This window comes from Streptomyces phaeolivaceus (genome assembly GCF_009184865.1).
In the GTDB taxonomy this organism is placed as follows: domain Bacteria; phylum Actinomycetota; class Actinomycetes; order Streptomycetales; family Streptomycetaceae; genus Streptomyces; species Streptomyces phaeolivaceus.
Map to the genome: position 1 here is coordinate 2,678,721 of NZ_CP045096.1, position 18,813 is coordinate 2,697,533.

16 protein-coding genes are annotated in these 18,813 nt (G+C 69.4%); 5 read left to right on the forward strand and 11 right to left on the reverse strand.

The window, feature by feature from the left end:
• Positions 1-10: 10 nt before the first annotated feature.
• The 3 genes from F9278_RS12475 to F9278_RS12485 form a co-directional block, all read right to left on the reverse strand.
• Positions 11-829: an HAD family hydrolase gene (locus F9278_RS12475; protein ID WP_152168390.1), complete on the reverse strand. Its 819-nt coding sequence runs from the start codon at positions 827-829 to the stop codon at positions 11-13.
• Entirely contained in the window at positions 829-3,378 is a 2,550-nt protein-coding gene (locus tag F9278_RS12480; protein WP_152168391.1) for a phosphoribosyltransferase, read from the reverse strand. Before F9278_RS12480 ends, F9278_RS12475 begins: the two co-directional genes overlap by 1 nt.
• 95 nt (positions 3,379-3,473) lie before the next feature.
• A complete protein-coding gene (locus tag F9278_RS12485; protein WP_152168392.1) occupies positions 3,474-4,637 on the reverse strand; it encodes an HpcH/HpaI aldolase/citrate lyase family protein in 1,164 nt (387 codons plus the stop codon).
• A gap of 190 nt (positions 4,638-4,827) precedes the next feature.
• Between F9278_RS12485 and F9278_RS12490 the strand changes: the two genes are divergently transcribed.
• A complete protein-coding gene (locus tag F9278_RS12490; protein ID WP_152168393.1) occupies positions 4,828-5,676 on the forward strand; it encodes a TerD family protein in 849 nt (282 codons plus the stop codon).
• Positions 5,677-5,698: 22 nt separating this feature from the next.
• On the opposite strand, the gene F9278_RS12495 is transcribed toward F9278_RS12490, so the two are convergent.
• The 6 genes from F9278_RS12495 to F9278_RS12520 all read right to left on the reverse strand — a co-directional run bounded on the left by F9278_RS12495 (position 5,699) and on the right by F9278_RS12520 (position 10,356).
• Positions 5,699-6,439 carry a TerD family protein gene (locus tag F9278_RS12495; RefSeq protein ID WP_152173822.1) on the reverse strand — a complete coding sequence of 247 codons (741 nt, stop codon included), beginning with the start codon at positions 6,437-6,439 and terminating at the stop codon, positions 5,699-5,701.
• Positions 6,440-6,553: 114 nt separating this feature from the next.
• Positions 6,554-7,699, reverse strand: a complete 1,146-nt coding sequence (locus F9278_RS12500; RefSeq protein WP_152168394.1) for a DUF475 domain-containing protein — start codon at positions 7,697-7,699, stop codon at positions 6,554-6,556.
• A gap of 126 nt (positions 7,700-7,825) precedes the next feature.
• Positions 7,826-8,401 (reverse strand): TerD family protein, encoded by a 576-nt coding sequence (locus F9278_RS12505; protein ID WP_033527290.1) that lies wholly within the window; start codon positions 8,399-8,401, stop codon positions 7,826-7,828.
• A gap of 181 nt (positions 8,402-8,582) precedes the next feature.
• The gene (locus F9278_RS12510) at positions 8,583-9,158 is read right to left on the reverse strand and encodes a calcium homeostasis/redox stress adaptation protein (protein WP_152168395.1); all 576 of its coding nucleotides are present in this window, start codon (positions 9,156-9,158) and stop codon (positions 8,583-8,585) included.
• A 112-nt stretch (positions 9,159-9,270) separates the two neighbouring features.
• The gene (locus tag F9278_RS12515) at positions 9,271-9,729 is read right to left on the reverse strand and encodes a peroxiredoxin (RefSeq protein WP_152173823.1); all 459 of its coding nucleotides are present in this window, start codon (positions 9,727-9,729) and stop codon (positions 9,271-9,273) included.
• 189 nt (positions 9,730-9,918) lie between these two features.
• Positions 9,919-10,356, reverse strand: coding sequence for a DUF3052 domain-containing protein (locus tag F9278_RS12520; protein WP_020115348.1), 438 nt, complete (start codon positions 10,354-10,356; stop codon positions 9,919-9,921).
• A gap of 402 nt (positions 10,357-10,758) precedes the next feature.
• Here F9278_RS12520 and aceE point away from each other — a divergent pair, with 402 nt between their 5' ends.
• Both aceE and F9278_RS12535 read left to right on the forward strand, forming a co-directional pair.
• Entirely contained in the window at positions 10,759-13,491 is a 2,733-nt protein-coding gene (gene aceE, locus F9278_RS12530) for a pyruvate dehydrogenase (acetyl-transferring), homodimeric type (RefSeq protein WP_152168396.1), read from the forward strand.
• Between the two features lie 71 nt (positions 13,492-13,562).
• Complete coding sequence (locus F9278_RS12535) at positions 13,563-14,324, forward strand: potassium channel family protein (protein ID WP_152168397.1); 762 nt, start codon at positions 13,563-13,565, stop codon at positions 14,322-14,324.
• Positions 14,325-14,436: 112 nt separating this feature from the next.
• Here F9278_RS12535 and F9278_RS12540 read toward each other — a convergent pair whose 3' ends face one another.
• Together F9278_RS12540 and F9278_RS12545 are read right to left on the reverse strand one after the other, a co-directional pair.
• Entirely contained in the window at positions 14,437-14,778 is a 342-nt protein-coding gene (locus F9278_RS12540) for a small hydrophobic protein (RefSeq protein WP_152168398.1), read from the reverse strand.
• Between the two features lie 297 nt (positions 14,779-15,075).
• On the reverse strand, positions 15,076-16,695 hold the full coding sequence (locus F9278_RS12545; RefSeq protein WP_152168399.1) for an MFS transporter: 1,620 nt from the start codon (positions 16,693-16,695) through the stop codon (positions 15,076-15,078).
• Between the two features lie 100 nt (positions 16,696-16,795).
• Between F9278_RS12545 and F9278_RS12550 the strand changes: the two genes are divergently transcribed.
• Both F9278_RS12550 and F9278_RS12555 read left to right on the forward strand, forming a co-directional pair.
• Positions 16,796-17,473, forward strand: a complete 678-nt coding sequence (locus F9278_RS12550) for a TetR/AcrR family transcriptional regulator (protein WP_152168400.1) — start codon at positions 16,796-16,798, stop codon at positions 17,471-17,473.
• A 116-nt stretch (positions 17,474-17,589) separates the two neighbouring features.
• The gene (locus tag F9278_RS12555; RefSeq protein WP_152168401.1) at positions 17,590-18,798 is read left to right on the forward strand and encodes an alpha/beta hydrolase; all 1,209 of its coding nucleotides are present in this window, start codon (positions 17,590-17,592) and stop codon (positions 18,796-18,798) included.
• The last annotated feature ends 15 nt before the right edge of the window (positions 18,799-18,813 follow it).

An 18,813-nucleotide genomic window follows, 5' to 3' on the forward strand; every position in this document is an offset into this window, starting at 1 on the left:
GAACCCCGCGTCAGCGCTCCCGCACGGCCCGCAAGAACTCCCGAAGAATCCGCTCCCCGGCCACCACACCCCGCTCCGGCAGCGCGGCAACCGTCGGCCCCACGAACCCCTCGTCCGCCAGCTCCCCGTGCCCCGGCCGCCAGGCCCGATCCGCCGCCAGCAACAGATCCGCGTCGAGCAGCGAATCCCCCGCGGCCAAGGTCAACTCCACCCCGGTCCGCCGCGCGACCTCCCGCATCGCCGCCGACTTGGTCAACGGCCTCGGCACCGCGTAGAGCTTGCGGCCCTGGAGCGACACGGTCCACCCGCGGTTCTCGGCCCACACCGCGAACCCCTTCACCCACTCCTCGGGCAGCAGCTCGCGCTCCACGACGAGATAGACGAACAGCTCCTCCGCGACCCGCAGCTTGCGCAGCCACACCGGGTCCGCCGTGGCCTCCAGGTGGTCCCGGACCTCGGCGAGCGGCGCGCACTCCCGCGCGAGCCGCGCGGTGACCCGCTCGTGCCAGGCGGTGTCCGTGACACCGTCCACCAGCAGATGCCCGCCGTTGGCGCAGATCGCGTAGGCCGGCTCCGGGCCGGGCAGATTGATCCGCTGGTACTGCTTGCGCGTGCGGGTCGTGGTCGGCACGAACACCGCCGTGTCCCCCAGCTCGGCGAGCAGCCGCGCGGCCGTCTCCGTCATGTACGACAGCGGCCTGCTCTCGTGCACCTCGACGGTGAGCAGCCGGGGCGCCCGCGCGTCCGGCATGGTCAGCGCGAGCGCGGCGGACGAGTAGATGAGCGTACGGTCGAGATCGCTCGCGACGAGAACCCTGGGACCGGGCATCAGACCGCCACCGCCCTGCCGTCGGCACCGGTCGCGCCCCGCGTGTATTGCGGGTGGATCAACCCCACGCATGTGTACGGCAGTTCGGCCACCTCTTCCACCGGTACCCCTCTCTGTTCGGCGAGCAGACGTACGTGGTCGAGGTCCGCGCCCGCCCCGGCCCGCGCGAGGATCTTCCACGGTACCCGGCGCAGCAGCACCCGAGTGGTCTCGCCGACACCGGGCTTGACCAGGTTCACATCGTGGATCCCGTACTCCTCGCTGATCCGCTCGACGGCCGCCCAGCCCTCCCAGGTGGGGGTGCGGTCGGCGGCGAGCAGTTCCTTGGTACGGGCGTCGACGGCGTCGGCGACCTCCGCGAACCGCGCGGCTATGGCGTCCAGGAAGTCCACCGACACATCGACGCCGGCCAACTCCCGGTAGAACTTGGCCCCGTGGAAGTCGTCGGGCCCGACGAGGTCCGCGCGCAGCACGGTCCGTGAGATCAGCCCGGAGACGGTCGAGTTGAGGCAGGCGGACGGGATCAGGAAGTCCTCCCGTGTGCCGTACGTCCGCACGCAGGACCCGGGGTCGGCGAGCACGGCGATCTCCGGGTCGAAGCCGGTGATGCCGTCGGACTCCTCGAACTCCAGCAGGGCGGCGGCGAGTTCCCGGGTGATGGCGCCCTTGCCGGTCCAGCCGTCGACGAACACGACGTCGGCGGGGTCGTGATGGGCGGCCAGCCAGCGCAGCGCGTTGGCGTCGATACCGCGCCCGCGCACGATCGACACGGCGTAGTGCGGCACCTCGATCCCGTGCCGGTACTCGGCCCACCGCCGCATCAGCACACCGACGGGTGTCCCGGCCCGCGCCAACGACACGAGGACGGGCCGCGCGGAACGCTCGGCGAGCACGGTCTCGGTGACGACCCCCACCGCCAGCGCGATCCGCTCGGCGGACTCCTCCAGCGCGCTGTGGAAGAGCGCCTGGTACCGCTCACTGGGCTGGTACTCGACCGGCAGGGACTCCGCGTAGTGCGCCCCGCCGCTCTGGATGGCCTCCTCCCGCTCCTCGGTGGGCGCCTCCAGCGTCACCTCCGACAGATCCTGGAGCAGCCAGCCGACCTCCTCGGGCGCGTAGGAGGAGAAGTCGGGGCCGCGCAGGGGGTCGGGGAGCATGGAGGGCCTTTCGGTGAGGTGCGGGGTCGCGGGCGTAGGCACCGGCGTACGCGTGCGGGGTGCGGTGGTGGGGGTGAGCGCCCGTGCCGCGGTCGGCGGGACGTACGACGGCACCACGGCGAGGAGCACGCCGGGGGTGTGCGCGGCGAGGGTGGCCAGCAGGCCGTCGGGGGCGTGCAGGGCGGGTGTGTCCGCGACCGAGTCGACGACGGCGATCACCGCGTCGAAGCCGCCGCCGGCCACGTTGTAGGCGTACCGCTCCCCCGGCCCGTCCGCCGGATCGTCGTGCGACGGGAAGACGATCCGGCTGCGTATCGCGTAGCCGGGGTCGTCGACGGCGAGCACGGGCGACCGTGTGGTGGTGGAGAACCGTATGTCCAGCCCCTCCGCCGCCTTCTCCAACTCCCGGGCGAGCGCCAGCGGGGCGTACATCAGCTCCTCGAAGCCGAGCACGAGCACCCGGCGGGCCTCCGCGGGCAGTGCCCCGGCGAGGCGCGCGGCCATCGCGGGCAGCGCGCGCTCCAGCCGCACCCGATGGGCGGGGGTGAACCCGTGCCGGCCGCCGTCGGGCACCCCGTCGGGCCAGCCCAGCTCGACGGTGGTGACCCGGGCGGCCCCGCCGTCCCCGGCCGCCCCCGCCCCCGCGCCCGCTCCCGCGCCCGTCCCCTCGTACTCCGCGACCAGTGCCTGCCCCTTCTCCAGCACCCCGTCCGGCAGCCGCACGGTCCCCTTGGTCGCGGTCACCAGATCCACCCGGGCCCCGATCTCCCGGGCGAACGCGTCCAGCCGCCCCTGGTCGGCGGCCGAGCGCATGTCGACCAGCGCCACGACGACGTACCGCCCCCGCGGATACCGCTCGTGCAGTGCGCGAATGGTGTTGAGGACCGTGTTCCCGGTGGAGAACTCGTCGTCGACGAGGACCAGCGGCCCCCGGCCCGCGAGCAGCGTGGGGTCCTCCGGCAGCAGCAGGTGCGAGGTCGCGTGGGAGTGGGACTCCTCGAAGCCGCCGGCCTGGTGGACGCCCTCGACCGGGCGCCGGGTGGAGTGGAGGTAGGGCGCCTCGCCCACGCCGTCCGCGACCGAGTGCCCGAGCCCGGTGGCCGTCTCGGCGTATCCGAGGACGACAGCGGTCCGCGCCCCGGCCGGCCCCAGCAGCTCCCGCACCCGGCGGCCCAGCGCGAACCCGTGCCCGTGCACGACGGCCGGCGACTGCGGCACATGCTTGCCGAGGACGTTCGACACCAGCAGATGCGCCCGCTTGGGGTTGCGCCGCAGCGCGAGTCCCAGCAGTCCGCCCAGCTCCGCGTCCCCGACCAGTTCGACCCCGAGCCGCTCCCGGACCCAGGCCCCGGACCAGACCCCGCCGGTCGTGTCGTTCGCTGCGTTAGTCATCGATTCCTTAGTCGGTACGTCGGTCACGTCGGTACGGCGTGAAGACGGTCATGGGCATGGGCATGGGCATGGACATCGGCGTGGGGCGTGGACGTTCAGTCGGGCAGCCCCGCCGCCAGCAGATCCACGAACCCGATGTCCTCGTTGGCGACACCGAACACCTCGGCACGCTGCAGAACCCTTTCCGCCCAGGCGCGGTGCGGCTTGACCTCGTTCATCTTGTTGCGGGAGGCGGACCGCAGGACGCCCCCGTTGCGGTCGGGCCGCACGATGTCCTGGGCATCGCCGAACTCCTCGTGGCTGACCACGGACAGCGCGTGCACCGGCAGGACGTGCGTGGGATGGATGCAGGTCTTGCCGAGCAGCCCGTTGGCCTGGTCGAGGGAGATCTCGCGCAGCAGACCGTCCAGCGCGTGCTCGATCAGCGACTCACGCAGCTCCCCGGCCCGGTTCGCCAGGAAGGGGCTGGTGCGCAGCTGTGGCTTGAACATACGTTCCTGCACCCGGAAGTACTCCCACACCGGCCCGGTCACCGTGAACCCGGTGCCGTCGGCGCGCCCCAGCACGTTGACCACGTCCGCGATCACGGAGGCGACGATCTGGACGTCGTACGCGGTCATGTCGGGTGCCCGGCGCAGGGCGTAGGAGGAGCAGAAGTCGGTGACGCCGAGCCGCAGCGCGAGGACGCGGTCGCGGTACTTGTCGACGGTGTGGGCGATGCCCTGGAGCGCCTCTACGCGCGTCTCCCTGTACATCAGCTCGGGCGATTCGAGCACCGGCATACCGAACAGCCGCCGCCCGCTCGCGGCCTCGGCGGCGGTGAGCGCCTCCAGGAAGGCGATCCCGCGCTCCTCGGTGAACTTCGGGAACACGAAACCGGACAGCAGCCGTACGGCCGGGCCGAAACGGCGGACGAGGTCGGGTATCTGCTCGGCGAAGCGGACTCTGATGAACAGCAGCGGAAGCTCGGTGTCCGTGCGTCCGGCGAGGTCGACGAACTGCCGGACGAGGTTCTCCTCGGCGCCCACGACCTCGGCGTCGTCGATGGAGTCCTCCAGGCACAGCACCATGGAGACCACGCCACGCCCGGCCTGCTTGACGATGTCGTCGGCCAGCCGCTCGCGGGTCGCCGGGCTGTAGAGCGTGGCGCCGAGCGCGGCGGCGAGCACGCGGGAGGGGGAGTCGGCGTCGAAGACGCCCGGCTCCCGGTAGAAGAGACGACGACGCTCCTCAGGGGCGATGTGCCCGAAATGACGCATGTGGTTCCCCCGTGGCTGCTGGGCGTCCGGTCACGATCGTGGCCGGTAATAGTACGTACAAATGTGTGACATCAGTTCCCGCCGGGCGTGAAGTTCTGGTAACCCGGCCATGTCGGGCGTCGGACGATTTCCCCGACGATTCGACGCCCCCGCGTTGTCGTGGTCAGGACCGAGAGGGCAGGATGACCGCATGACGCACGCGATGCTGAAGGGGTCGAACGTCCCGATCGAGGCCACGGCGGTCCGCGCCGTGCTGCGCTGGGCGGCGGGCCAGAACTCCCCGGACGTCGACGCCTCGGCGCTGCTCCTCGGCCCCGACGGACGCGTACGATCCGACGAGGACTTCGTCTTCTACAACCAGCCGCGCCACCCTTCGGGCAAGGTGTGGCGGCTGGGCAAAAAGCGTGTGTCGGACGGCCTCACCGACACCATCCAGACCGATCTCTCGGGTGTCGAGTCCGCCGTCGGCCAAATTCTCATCGTGGCCTCCGCCGACGACGAGCAGGGCGAACCCGTCCGCTTCGACCGCGTACGGTCCCTGCGCATCCTGCTGTACGACGCCACCGACGCCGACGCCGAGCCGCTGGCGTATTTCGACGTCAAGCCCGAGACCGGCGAGGAGACCGCGCTGATCTGCGGTGAGCTGTACCGCCGGGGCGGCGGCTGGAAGTTCCGCGCCCTGGGCGAGGGGTACGCCAACGGTCTCCAGGGTCTCGCCACGAACTTCGGCATCCTGGTCGACGAGTCGGCAGCGGCGGCGGCCGACCTGACGGCCACGACCCAGACGCCGGCCCCCGAGATCTCGGCGCCCCTGCCACCCGAGCAGCCCCCGACGGGCGTCCCGTCCCAGCCCGCGTACGGCTATCCCCCGGCGGCGCCGACCCGGCAGCCCACCCAGCCCGCCTACGGCTACCCGCACCCCCAGCCGACCCCGGCCACCACCAACGGCCCGGCCTACGGCTACCCCCAGCCCACGGCGGCGGCCCTGGACCCCGACTTCCGTCTGCCGCCTCAGGGCCCGCAGTTCATCGGCCGCTGAGGCCTTACGCCGCAGACCCACCTCATCGCTGATCGGCCTTGGATTTGTAGCCACGCCCCCACTGCAACCCCCACCCGTACAACCGGTCCAGCTCGGCCTGGAAGCCATAGACGAACTTCACTTCCCGGCGCACGGTGATCTCCCCCTTGACGTTCTCGATCATCACCACCGCGCACGACCGCGCCTGCGGATGCCGCTCGTCCAGGCCTATCTCGATGCGCGGCCCGTTGCTCGGATACAGCGTGACGATCGCGTGTGTCCGGTCGAACGCCGGTGTCTGGTCGTAGATGTAGACGAACACCAGCATCCGCTTGAAGGCGTCCCGGTGGTCGAGGTTGATGTACATCGTCTCGCCGGACCCCGACCCGAACCGGTCGTCCCCGCTGAGCCGCATGTACGGCGGTTCGTTGATGTCCCCGAGGAAGCCGCCCAGCGGCTGCACGACCCCCTTGGTGCCGTCGGCCAGCTCGTAGAGACAGCCGAGGTCGAGGTCGACGTTGACCATGCTCTGGCTGTGCGCCTGCACCTCCTCCGGCCGCAGGGCCTTGAAGGGGTGCCGCAGCACGCTCTGCCGCTTGGGCGCGCCGATGTCGGACGTCCGCATCCGCCAGGACAGGTTGACGCGCAGATGGCCCGCTGCGGCGTTCTGCTTGGACAGGGACACCTTCTGGTGCCGTTTGGTCAGCTCGATCGCGTTGGTCGCCGCGTTGCCCGCGTCGAACTCCGAGGCCCGCCCGCGCCAGAGGTTGTCCAGGAAACTCATGCCCGCCCGCCCCACACCTAGCCGTGTCGTCACGTCAACCACCAGCGGGGCGGCCGACGAGGAGGAGTCCTCGTCGGCCGCCCCGCTCAGAGCCTGCCCTCACCCCGCGGGTGGTCACACCCCGGAGGAGACCTCCGACTTGTCGGCGGCGTCCGCGTCGCCCTCTTCGGCCGCCAGCGCCTTGTTGCGGCGGACCGAGGACCAGAAGGACCAGCCGATCAGGACGACCCCGATGAAACCGGTGATGAGTTCGCTGATCTGGTACTGAATGGTGATCAGGAGGAGCGCGGCGAGGGCGCCGATCGCGTAGTGCGCGCCGTGCTCCAGGTAGACGTAGTCGTCGAGGGTGCCCTGGCGGACCAGGTACACGGTCAGCGACCGGACGTACATCGCGCCGATACCGAGACCCAGCGCCATCAGGACGATGTCGTTGGTGATGGCGAAGGCGCCGATCACGCCGTCGAAGGAGAAGGAGGCGTCCAGGACCTCCAGGTAGAGGAACATGAAGAACGCGGCCTTGCCGGCGAGGGCCACGGGTGTACGCGCCTTGCCCGTGCGCCGTGCCTCTTCCTCCTCCTCGTGCTCGCGCTCCTCCTCTTCCTCCAGCTTGCCTTCGAAGAAGCCCGAGAGGCCGCCGACGACGAGATAGGTGATGAGGCCCGCGAGACCGGCGACCAGTACGGTCTGCGCCTTGTCGACATGGGTGCCGCCATGCTGGTGGGCATGGGTCGCGAAGGTCATCGAGGTGACCAGCAGGACGATCATCGCGATACAGGTCGACAGCATGTCGATCTTGCCCAGCTTGGCGAGCGGGCGCTCCAGCCAGGCGAGCCACTTGTGTTCGCGGTCCTCGAAGACGAAGTCCAGGAAGATCATCAGCAGGAACATGCCGCCGAAGGCCGCGATCGTCGGATGGGCGTCCGTCACCAGCTGCTCGTAGCGATCCTTGTCGTTGAACGCCAGTTCGACGGCCTCGATGGGGCCGAGTTGGGCGCTGATGGCGACGATCACGACGGGGAAGACCAGCCGCATACCGAAGACGGCGATGAGGATGCCGATGGTGAGGAAGATCTTCTGCCAGAAGGCATTCATCTTCTTCAGGATCCCGGCGTTCACCACCGCGTTGTCGAACGACAGCGAGATCTCCAGGACGGAGAGGATGGCCACGATCCCAAGGGCCGTCCATCCTCCGAACAGAACCGCTGCGACCAAGCCGAGCGCGGTGACCGCGAACGACCAGCCGAAGGTTTTCAGAACCACTGGCTACCCAATCGTGTGTGTACGGGGTTCCCCCGCGCCGCGCGCGGCTTTACGAAACTTTGAACCCGAAGTCTAGTCGGGTACCCCGCGCACCCCACAACGCCCCGGCTTTCACATGGAGAAGCGCTACGACACATTCACACCGAAGTCGAGTGCGATGCCCCGCAGACCGGACGCGTACCCCTGCCCCACCGCGCGGAACTTCCACTCGCCGCCGTAGCGGTACACCTCACCGAAGATCATCGCGGTCTCGGTGGAGGCGTCCTCGGAGAGGTCGTAGCGGGCGAGTTCCTGACCGTCGGCCTGGTTGACGACACGGATGAAGGCATTGCTGACCTGGCCGAACGCCTGGCCGCGGTTCTCCGCGTCATGGATGGAGACCGGAAAGACGATCTTGTCGACGGTGGCCGGCACCCGGGAGAGGTCGATGATCAGCGACTCGTCGTCGCCGTCGCCCTCGCCGGTGAGGTTGTCGCCGGTGTGCTCGACCGAGCCGTCCGGGCTCTTCAGGTTGTTGTAGAAGACGAACCATTCGTCCCCCAGCACCCGCCCGCCCTGACACAGCAGCGCGCTGGCGTCGAGGTCGAAAGGGGCTCCGGTGGTGGTCCGAACGTCCCAGCCGAGCCCGACCAACACTTGCGTGAGGTTCGGTGCGGCCTTGGAGAGGGAGACATTGCCTCCCTTGGCGAGTGTGACGCCCATGGTGCTGGTCCTCCCCGATTTTCGAGCTTCCGTTGCTCAACTGTTCAGTTGTCCGCGTATGTCCGCGTACGCGTGGGCCGCCCGCCCTCGCGTACGCGGACGCGTCCGGCGCCGCGGTCGGTGAACGACGGCGGCGCCGGACGTGGTGCGTCTGTGGTTCACGGGGGTCCTCCCCCGTGACTCAGACGTTCACACCGAAGTCCTGGGCGATACCGCGCAGGCCCGAGGCGTATCCCTGTCCGATGGCGCGGAACTTCCACTCGGCGCCGTGCCGGTACAGCTCGCCGAAGACCATGGCGGTCTCGGTGGAGGCGTCCTCGGAGAGGTCGTAACGGGCGATCTCCGCCTCGCCGGCCTGGTTCACCACGCGGATGAAGGCGTTGCGGACCTGGCCGAAGGACTGCTGGCGGTTCTCGGCGTCGTAGATCGAGACCGGGAAGACGATCTTCTCGATCTCGGCCGGGACGGTCGCGAGGCTGACCTTGATCTGCTCGTCGTCGCCCTCGCCCTCACCGGTGAGGTTGTCACCGGTGTGCTCGACCGAGCCGTCCGGGCTCTTCAGGTTGTTGAAGAAGATGAAGTTGGCGTCGCTGCTGACCTTGCCCGACGCGTCCAGCAGCAGGGCACTGGCGTCCAGGTCGAAGTCGGTACCGGTCGTGGTGCGGATGTCCCACCCCAGTCCGATGATGACCGCGGTCAGGCCCGGCGCCTCCTTGGTCAGCGATACGTTGCCGCCCTTGCTGAGGCTGACTCCCACGAAGTCCTCCGTTTGGTTTCTGGGGCGGGAGCCCCGTCGTGCGTTGGTGTCGGATCAACGTGTCGATCCTAGTGACGGGTTCCCGTTCCCCGCAGGGCTTGGAACCGAAGAATCACAGGGTGTCGAGGGCCTTGAGGTACTCGTTCAGGTCACGGGCGTCCGGCAGGGCGTTGACGACCGACCAGCGGACGACGCCCTCCTTGTCGACGATGAACGTGCCGCGCACCGCGCAGCCCTTGTCCGCGTCGAACACGCCGTAGTCCCGGGAGACCTCGCCGTGCGGCCAGAAGTCCGACAGCAGCGGGTAGTCCAGGCCCTCCTGCTCGGCGAAGACCCGCAGCGTGTGGATCGAGTCGTTCGACACCGCCAGCAGTTGTACGTCGTCGTTCACGAACTTCGGCAGGTTGTCCCGCAGCTCGCACAGCTCGCCCGTGCACACCCCGGTGAACGCGAACGGGTAGAAGAGCACCACCACGTTCTTCTCGCCCCGGAAGTCCGAGAGCCGCACGGTGGCGCCGTGGTTGTCCTTGAGCTCGAAGTCGGGTGCCTTGTCGCCGACCTGGATCGCCATGATCTTCCTGAGTCCCTTCATGGACTGTTCGGGTGGCCCAGCCTACGCAGCGGAAACAGCGCGCCCCTGGAGGGGTGGCCACGAAGGGGCCCCTCCAGGGGCGCGGGGAACCGCGCGACAGGCCGCGACGGAGCCGCGGTGTCATCGCGCGGAACCCAACCGGAATCTCAGGCGAACGTCACTGCTTCACTACTTCTTCGACTTCGCCGCCTTCGGCGTCACCAACCGGCTCCCACTCCAGTCCTTGCCGACGCTGACGCTCTTCGACGCGGACAGTCCCGCGGTCGTCGCGGCTTCGGAGATGTCGCTGGGCTCCACATAGCCGTCACGCCCGGTCTTGGGCGTCAGCAGCAGGATCGAGCCACCCTCCTCGATGTACGTGGTGGCGTCCACCAGTACGTCGGTCAGGTCGCCGTCGTCGTCTCGGAACCACAGCACGACGGCATCGGCCACGTCGTCGTAGTCCTCGTCGACGAGCTCACTGCCTACGACTTCTTCGATGGACTCGCGGAGCTCCTGGTCGACATCGTCGTCGTAGCCGATCTCCTGGACCACCTGCTCGGGCTGGAACCCCAGCCTCGCGGCAGGGTTCGTCCGCTCCTCCGCGTGGTCCGCGGTCGCGCTCACGGGTTGCCTCCTGATCATGTTCGGATGGGGTCGCCCCCTGGGGAATCAGCCACGCGCGTGCGCGAAGCAATGGCCGTAGTCCACACGGGCGGGACGGATCGCGCAAGTACCCAGCCTTCCAGACCGCCGAAACGGTGACGATCCGGGCCGTGTCACCGCAACTCTCTGCGCGGATTCACAGCTTCACGTGACGCACGCCACACCGTTCTGCCCGTTTTGTGCATTCGGCAACCATAGGGGGGTACGAGCATCGAATACCTTTACTACCTTTGTCGAGCAAGTAACCGCCCTGGTTACCTCTCGGTAGAGATGACGTTTGCGTCCCCGAGGTACACGATGGGGGGCGGTGCAGTACCCCCGAAGAACCCCTGAAGAGCGGCCCTCTGACAGCTAAGGAACAGCGTGGCTTCCGGATCCGATCGCAATCCGATCATCATTGGCGGCCTTCCGAGTCAGGTCCCTGACTTCGATCCCGAGGAGACCCAGGAGTGGCTCGACTCGCTCGACGCCGCGGTGGACGAGCGCGGCCGTGAGCGCGCGCGCTATCTGATGCTCCGGCTCATCGAGCGGGCCCGCGAGAAGCGCGTGGCCGTGCCGGAGATGCGCAGCACGGACTACGTCAACACCATCCCGACGAAGGCCGAGCCGTTCTTCCCGGGCAACGAGGAGATCGAGCGGAAGATCCTCAACGCGACACGGTGGAACGCCGCCGTGATGGTCTCGCGCGCCCAGCGGCCCGGTATCGGCGTCGGCGGCCACATCGCGACCTTCGCGTCCTCCGCCTCCCTCTACGACGTGGGCTTCAACCACTTCTTCCGCGGCAAGGACGAGGGCGACGGCGGCGACCAGATCTTCTTCCAGGGCCACGCCTCCCCCGGTATCTACGCCCGCGCGTTCATGCTGGACCGGCTCGACGAGCGGCAGCTGGACGCCTTCCGCCAGGAGAAGTCGAAGGCGCCCTACGGCCTGTCCAGCTACCCGCACCCGCGGCTGATGCCGGACTTCTGGGAGTTCCCGACGGTGTCCATGGGCCTCGGTCCGCTGGGCGCGATCTTCCAGGCGCGGATGAACCGGTACATGGAGGCGCGTGGGATCGCGGACACCTCCAAGTCCCATGTCTGGGCGTTCCTCGGCGACGGCGAGATGGACGAGCCGGAGTCGCTCGGCCAGCTCACGCTCGCCGCCCGCGAGGGCCTCGACAATCTGACCTTCGTCGTCAACTGCAACCTCCAGCGCCTCGACGGCCCGGTGCGCGGCAACGGCAAGGTCATCCAGGAGCTGGAGTCGGTCTTCCGGGGCGCCGGCTGGAATGTGATCAAGCTGGTCTGGGACCGCTCCTGGGACCCGCTGCTGGCCCAGGACCGCGACGGTGTGCTGGTCAACCGGATGAACACCACTCCGGACGGCCAGTACCAGACGTACGCCACGGAGACCGGCGCGTACATCCGCGACCACTTCTTCGGTGACGACCAGCGGCTGCGCGCGATGGTCGAGGGCATGACCGACGACCAGATCCTGCACCTGGGTCGCGGCGGTCACGACCACCGCAAGATCTACGCGGCGTACAAGGCGGCCCATGAGCACAAGGGCCAGCCGACGGTCATCCTGGCGAAGACGGTCAAGGGCTGGACGCTGGGCCCGAACTTCGAGGGCCGCAACGCCACGCACCAGATGAAGAAGCTGACGGTCGCCGACCTCAAGGGCTTCCGTGACCGCCTCCATCTGCCCATCTCCGACAAGGAGCTGGAGTCCGGCGCGCCGCCGTACTACCACCCGGGCCGGGACTCGGAGGAGATCCAGTACATGCACGACCGCCGCAAGGGGCTCGGCGGGTACGTCCCGACGCGTGTCGTGCGGGCGAAGCCGCTGGCCCTGCCGGAGGAGAAGACGTACGCGAGTGTGAAGAAGGGGTCCGGTCAGCAGTCGATCGCCACCACCATGGCGTTCGTCCGGCTACTGAAGGACCTCATGCGGGACAAGGAGATCGGCAAGCGTTTCGTGCTGATCGCGCCCGACGAGTACCGCACCTTCGGCATGGACTCGTTCTTCCCGAGCGCGAAGATCTACAACCCGCTCGGCCAGCAGTACGAGGCGGTCGACCGTGATCTGCTGCTCGCGTACAAGGAGTCGCCGACGGGCCAGATGCTGCACGACGGCATCTCGGAGGCGGGCTGTACGGCCTCGCTGATCGCGGCGGGTTCGGCGTACGCCACGCACGGCGAGCCGCTCATCCCGGTGTACGTCTTCTACTCGATGTTCGGTTTCCAGCGCACCGGTGACCAGTTCTGGCAGATGTCCGACCAGCTGGCGCGTGGTTTCGTCCTGGGCGCGACCGCCGGCCGTACGACCCTGACCGGTGAGGGCCTCCAGCACGCGGACGGACACTCGCAGCTGCTCGCCTCGACGAACCCCGGCTGTGTCGCCTACGACCCGGCGTTCGGGTACGAGATCGCGCACATCGTGAAGGACGGTCTGCGCCGGATGTACGGCCCGGACAGCGAGGACGTCTTCTACTACCTCACCGTCTACAACGAGCCGATCCAGCACCCGGCCGAGCCGGCGGACGTGGACGTCGAGGGCATCCTCAAGGGCATCCACCGCTACCGGGCCGCCGAGGAGGGCTCGATCCCCGCGCAGATCATCGCCTCCGGTGTGGCGGTGCCGTGGGCGGTCGAGGCGCAGCGGATCCTCGCCGCCGACTGGAACGTGAAGGCGGACGTCTGGTCGGCGACCTCCTGGAACGAGCTGCGCCGCGAGGCCGTCGACGTGGAGCGGCACAATCTGCTGCACCCCGAGGAGGAGCAGCAGGTCCCGTATGTGACGCGGAAGCTGAGCGCGGCCGAGGGGCCGTTCGTGGCCGTCTCCGACTGGATGCGGTCGGTGCCGGACCAGATCTCGCGGTGGGTGCCGGGCACGTACCAGTCGCTGGGCGCGGACGGCTTCGGCTTCGCCGACACACGGGGCGCGGCGCGGCGGTTCTTCCACATCGACGCGCAGTCGATCGTGGTCGCGGTGCTGACCGAGCTGGCCCGTGAGGGCAAGGTCGACCGTTCGGTGCTGAAGCAGGCCATCGACCGGTACCAGCTGCTCGATGTGACGGCGGCGGACCCGGGCGCCGCGGGAGGCGATGCATAGCATCGGTTTTCGGGTCAAGGGGTGGTGAACCGGTGGGTTCACCACCCCTTCACGTTTTCTAGTATGCGGCCATGAAGCAGCGAGCGGTCTCGGCGCAGGTCCGATGGGAACGGCACACTCAACGGCCGTTGTTCGTCCTCGCGGCGTTGTTCGCCGTGGCGTACGCCGTGCCGATCGTCCGGCCGGACACGAGCGACCGGGTGGAGTGGTGGTGCGAGACCGTCGAATGGGGGGTCTGGGGCGCGTTCGCCCTGGACTACGTCATCCGTCTGCTCCTCGCCGAGCGGCGACGGGAGTTCGTACGGTCGCACTGGCTGGACCTGTGCGCGGTGGTGCTGCCGATGATCCAGCCGATGCGGCTGCTCCGGCTGGTCGCCACGTTGCTGCTGGTCGGGCAGCGGGCGCGGATGGCGTCGCAGATAAGGCTCACCACGTATGTCGGCGGGGCGGTGATCGGGCTGCTGATGTTCGGGTCGCTGGCGGTGCTGTCCGTGGAGCGGGACGCGCCCGGGGGGAACATCGACACGCTGGACGACGCGGTGTGGTGGTCGTTCACGACGATGACGACCGTGGGGTACGGGGATCACGCGCCGACGACCGGGCTGGGGCGGGTGCTGGCGGTCGGGCTGATGCTGTCGGGGATCGCGCTGCTGGGTGTGGTGACGGCGAACATCGCGGCGTGGTTCATAGCGCGGTTCGAGAAGGACGACGCGGAGGAGCGGCGGCAGACGGCCGCGATAGCGGAGTTGGCGGAGGAGGTTCGGTTGTTGCGGGCGGAGGTCTCGGCGTTGAAGTCTGTCGCGGTCGAGGGGGTGCCTGAGCAACGCCGTTGAGCTTGGGGGTGGGGTGCGTGGGCGGGTGCGGGTGCGGGTGCGTGGGGGCGGGTCGCGCGGGGAACCGCGCGAGAAGCCCCACCGGGCCCGCGGTCGACGACGTACCCGGCAGTCAGAAAAGGCCCGCCCCCGGCGTCGCCATGCCGGTCAGCCGGATGAGGGCCAGGGCCGTGTCGATCGCGCCCAGGACGACCGCGATGATCGCGGGGACGGGGCGGGTGCCGGACCAGGTGCGGTTCATGGCCGACCAGCCGCAGAGGATCGCCACGGGGCCGAGGACGATGCCCAGGACGAAGAGTCCCGCGATCGCGCAGATGACGCCGATGATCCCGAGGGTCGCGCGATCCGGCCCTCCCCCAGTCTCGGCTTCGCTCGACCGGGGGGACCCCCATCGTGACCACGAACGGCCACGTGATCGGGGGTGCCTGCGCGTACCGTGTCCGAAGCCCGCCATCGTCGACAACTCCCTGATCCTCGCGGCCAGTTCGGGTACGGGATGGCGGGTACCCCCGCGGAGTGGTTGAAACCAGGGGGTGTCAGGGGCTGTTGCGGGAGCCGTCTGCGCGCGCTGCCCCCCTCCGGCAGCGCGCCACAGACCCCCCGGGTCGCCCCGCACTCGAACGACCGTGTCGTGCGGAGGACTTGACTTACTGTGACCTGCGGCGCGCGCCGGGTGGAAGCGATCTTCAGCCTTGTCACCCTGATAGGCGAACGCGGGTGGAAACCCGCGCGTGAAGCAGTGGCGGAGCGGTTAGATGTGCGCCGCTCCGGCGCCCGCCTCGGCGTTCTCGCCGCGCTTGGTCAGGAACGCCACGAGGACGGCGACCGCGGCCACCCCGGCGGCCACCAGGGACGCCAGGCTCATGCCGGCCATGAACGTGTCGTGCGCGACGGTGGTGATCTTCGCGGCGATCTCGGCCGGGGTGCCCTCGGCGACCGGGGGGACACCGACCTGGACGGCCTCGGAGGCCTGGCCGAGCTGGGCCTCGGTGAGCGGCGGGAGACCGGCGTCCGCCCAGTTGCCCGGCAGGTCGCCGTCGACCTTGGAGGCCATCACGGCGCCCAGCACGGCCGTACCGAGGCTGCCGCCGATCTGCATCGCGGCCTGCTGGAGGCCACCGGCGACACCGGACAGCTCCAGCGGCGCGTTGCCGACGATGACCTCGGTGGCGCCGACCATCACCGGGGCGAGGCCGAGGCCGAGGAGGGCGAACCAGAGGGACATCACGACGCTGGAGGTGTCGGTCTCCAGCGTCGACATGCCGTACATCGCGATCGCGGTGAGGGCCATGCCGCCGGCCAGCGGGATGCGCGGTCCGGCCTTGGTGATCAGCGCGCCGGCCAGCGGCGAGCCGACGATCATCATGCCGGTGAGCGGGAGAAGGTGCAGACCCGCGTCGATGGGGCTCATCCCGTGCACGTTCTGGAGGTAGAACGTCACGAAGAACAGGCCGCCCATGAAGGCGATGGCCATCAGGACCATCAGGACGACACCCGCCGAGAGCGGGACGGAACGGAAGAGGGCCAGCGGGATGAGCGGCTCCTTCACCTTCGTCTCCCAGAGGGCGAAGACGGCGAAGAGGGCGACGGAGGCGACCAGGAAGGTCCAGGTCAGACCGTCTCCCCAACCCCACTCGGGAGCCTTGATGAGGGCCCAGACCAGGCAGAACATCGCGCCGGAGAGCAGACCGATGCCGAGGACGTCGAAGGAGCGCGGGGCGTTCTCGGCGCGGTGGTCGAGCAGGATCCAGGCGCCCAGGGCCACGGCGAGGACGCCGACGGGGACGTTGATCCAGAACACCGACTGCCAGCTGACGTTCTCCACGAGGAAGCCGCCGAGGATCGGGCCGCCCGCGGTGGAGGCGCCGATGACCATGCCCCAGATACCGATCGCCATGTTCAGCTTCTCGGCGGGGAAGGTGGCGCGCAGCAGACCGAGCGCGGCCGGCATGAGGAGCGCGCCGAACAGGCCCTGGAAGACACGGAAGGTCACCACGAAGGCGACCGAGTCCGACAGGCCGATGGCCCCGGAGGCGGCGGCGAAGCCGACGACGCCTATCAGGAAGGTCTGGCGGTGGCCGAAGCGGTCGCCCAGCTTGCCCGCCGTGATGAGGGTGACCGCCAGCGCGAGGAAGTACGCGTTGGTGATCCACTGGACCTCGGCGAAGCTCGCCTTGAGGTCGTCCGCGATGACCGGGTTGGCGATCGCCACGATGGTGCCGTCGAGGGCGACCATCATGACGCCGACGGCCACGGTGAGGAGGGTGAACCAGGGGTGGCCGCGCAGGCCCCGGTTCGTCGTCGGGTCCGACGGGACGACTGGCGCCTTGTCCCCCGGTCCCGTCTTGTCGACAGTGGTCTGACTAGTCATACGCGCGAGGCTAATGTCAGCCACTGACAGTTGACAAACCAATTCACAAGTCGGTAACTGTCACGTCACTCGCCGCAGGGGCGGGTGGAGACGAGGGTTCATGGAGACGGCGGCCACGGGCCCGACGGCGGCGGCCGAGGAGCGGCCGGGACTGCGGGAGCGCAAGAAGCAGCGCACCCACGACGCGTTGCTGCGGGCGGCCCTGCACCTGTTCACGACCCAGGGGTACGAGGCGACGACGGTCGACGAGATCGCCGAGGCCGTCGATGTCTCGCAACGCACCTTCTTCCGCTACTTCGCGGGCAAGGAGGAGGCCGTCCTCGCGGTCCTGGACCTCACCCAGGAGCACTTCCTGGCCGCCGTACGGGCCCGGCCGGCGCACGAGGCGCCGCTGGAGGCGATGCGCAACGCCGTCCTGGAGGGCTGGGACGCCCTCGGCGAGGCCGTCGAGCAGGTCGTCCCCGTGGAGCTGTACCTCCAGGCGTACGGCATGGTCGAGTCGACGCCCGCGCTGCTGGCCGCGCATCTGCGACGGTCGGACGAGGTGGGGCGGGAGATCGAGCGGGTCATCGCCGAGCGCGAGGGGCTCGACGTGGACAGTGACCCCCGGCCGCGGGTGGCGGTGGCCGTGTTCGCCGGAGTGATGCGAGTCACAGAACGCCTGTGGGCACTGGGCGGCGACCTCAGCATGGACGCGATGCGGTCCCTGACCACCGCTCATCTGGACGCCCTGCGGCCCTCGTTGGCCGAGAAGTGGCGTACTGGCCGAAGCGGATAGGGAACACCACCATCGCGACCTTCTCTGCGCCACCGTACGGAACGGGCGTGATCGAAACGTGATCCCCCTCACTCGGTTAACGCGAGACCCTTCCGTTCTCTTAGTGTGTCCTTTCAGTGACTTCCTTCGACTCCTCCCCGCAACTGAACGTCTGGCGCGCGCTGCTGGCGCTGGCCGTGGTTTTCGTGATGCTGGCGACCACCGGTTGGACCGCGATCCGCAGCCACCGCGAGGAGTCGCCGCTGCGGGCGTCGATCTCCGCGTGGCAGCGCGGCCACCTCGACGGCCGTGACCTGCCGGACGCCGAATCGTCCCCGCACCGCCTCACCGCCTTCTTCGCCTCGCTCACCGCACAGCAGCGCGCCCGGCTCGCGCACCGCTATCCGCTCGCCGTGGGCAATATGAACGGCGCCCCCGTCGATCTGCGGTACCGGGCCAACCGCGTCGCGCTGAAACAGCAGAGCAGGCACGAACGCGAACGCATGCACGACCAGCGGCTCTCCGAGACGGGCCGGCACGAGGCCGGCCGCCGGATGCACCGCTTCGACATGCTCGCCGCGAAGACCCGGCACATCCTCGCCTTCGACCCCGAGGGCAACGGCCGGGTCGCCGAGGCCTTCGGCGACCTCGACAGGGCCGAGCGCGTCTCGGTCGTCGTCCCCGGCGTCGACACCGACGTCCTCACCTTCCAGCGCACCAACCGCCGCTACACCGCGCCCGTCGGCATGGCCGAATCGCTCTACGACGCGGAGCGCGCGGCGAGCCCCGGGACGCGTACGGCCGTGATCGCCTGGGCCGACTACACCGCGCCCGACGGCATCGGCCTGGACTCGGCCACCGCGCTCCGCGCCGAACAGGGCTCGGTCCGGCTGAACGCGCTGGTGCGGAGCCTGCCCGGCGACTCCACGGTCGCGCTGGTCTGCCACAGCTACGGCTCGGTGGTGTGCGGGGTCGCCGCGCCCTCGCTGCCGTCGCGGGTCACCGACATCGCGGTCGCCGGCAGCCCCGGGATGCGCGCCGAGTCGGTGGGCGGGCTGCGTACGGCGGCCCGGGTGTGGGCGATGCGGGACGCCGACGACTGGGTCCAGGACGTGCCCTATCTGGAGGTCGGCGGGCTCGGCCACGGCGCCGACCCGGTCTCCTCGGAGTTCGGGGCGCGCATCCTGTCCGCGGCCGACGCCCGGGGGCACAGCGGCTATTTCGAGCCGGGCACGGACAGCCTGAGCAACTTCGCCGACATCGGTATCGGCGCGTACGGGTCGGTGCGGTGTGCGCGGGAGGACGACGCGTGTCTGACCGGTCTGTCCGACAGCGCTGCGGCCTGACGCGCGTAGAGGAGG

Coding starts and splice junctions, on each gene's coding strand:
- F9278_RS12475 (WP_152168390.1), bottom strand. CDS start 829: ATGCCCGGTCCCAGGGTTCTCGTCGCGAGCGATCTCGACCGTACGCTC.
- F9278_RS12480 (WP_152168391.1), bottom strand. CDS start 3,378: ATGACTAACGCAGCGAACGACACGACCGGCGGGGTCTGGTCCGGGGCC.
- F9278_RS12485 (WP_152168392.1), bottom strand. CDS start 4,637: ATGCGTCATTTCGGGCACATCGCCCCTGAGGAGCGTCGTCGTCTCTTC.
- F9278_RS12490 (WP_152168393.1), top strand. CDS start 4,828: ATGACGCACGCGATGCTGAAGGGGTCGAACGTCCCGATCGAGGCCACG.
- F9278_RS12495 (WP_152173822.1), bottom strand. CDS start 6,439: ATGAGTTTCCTGGACAACCTCTGGCGCGGGCGGGCCTCGGAGTTCGAC.
- F9278_RS12505 (WP_033527290.1), bottom strand. CDS start 8,401: ATGGGCGTCACACTCGCCAAGGGAGGCAATGTCTCCCTCTCCAAGGCC.
- F9278_RS12515 (WP_152173823.1), bottom strand. CDS start 9,729: ATGGCGATCCAGGTCGGCGACAAGGCACCCGACTTCGAGCTCAAGGAC.
- F9278_RS12535 (WP_152168397.1), top strand. CDS start 13,563: ATGAAGCAGCGAGCGGTCTCGGCGCAGGTCCGATGGGAACGGCACACT.
- F9278_RS12540 (WP_152168398.1), bottom strand. CDS start 14,778: ATGGCGGGCTTCGGACACGGTACGCGCAGGCACCCCCGATCACGTGGC.
- F9278_RS12545 (WP_152168399.1), bottom strand. CDS start 16,695: ATGACTAGTCAGACCACTGTCGACAAGACGGGACCGGGGGACAAGGCG.
- F9278_RS12550 (WP_152168400.1), top strand. CDS start 16,796: ATGGAGACGGCGGCCACGGGCCCGACGGCGGCGGCCGAGGAGCGGCCG.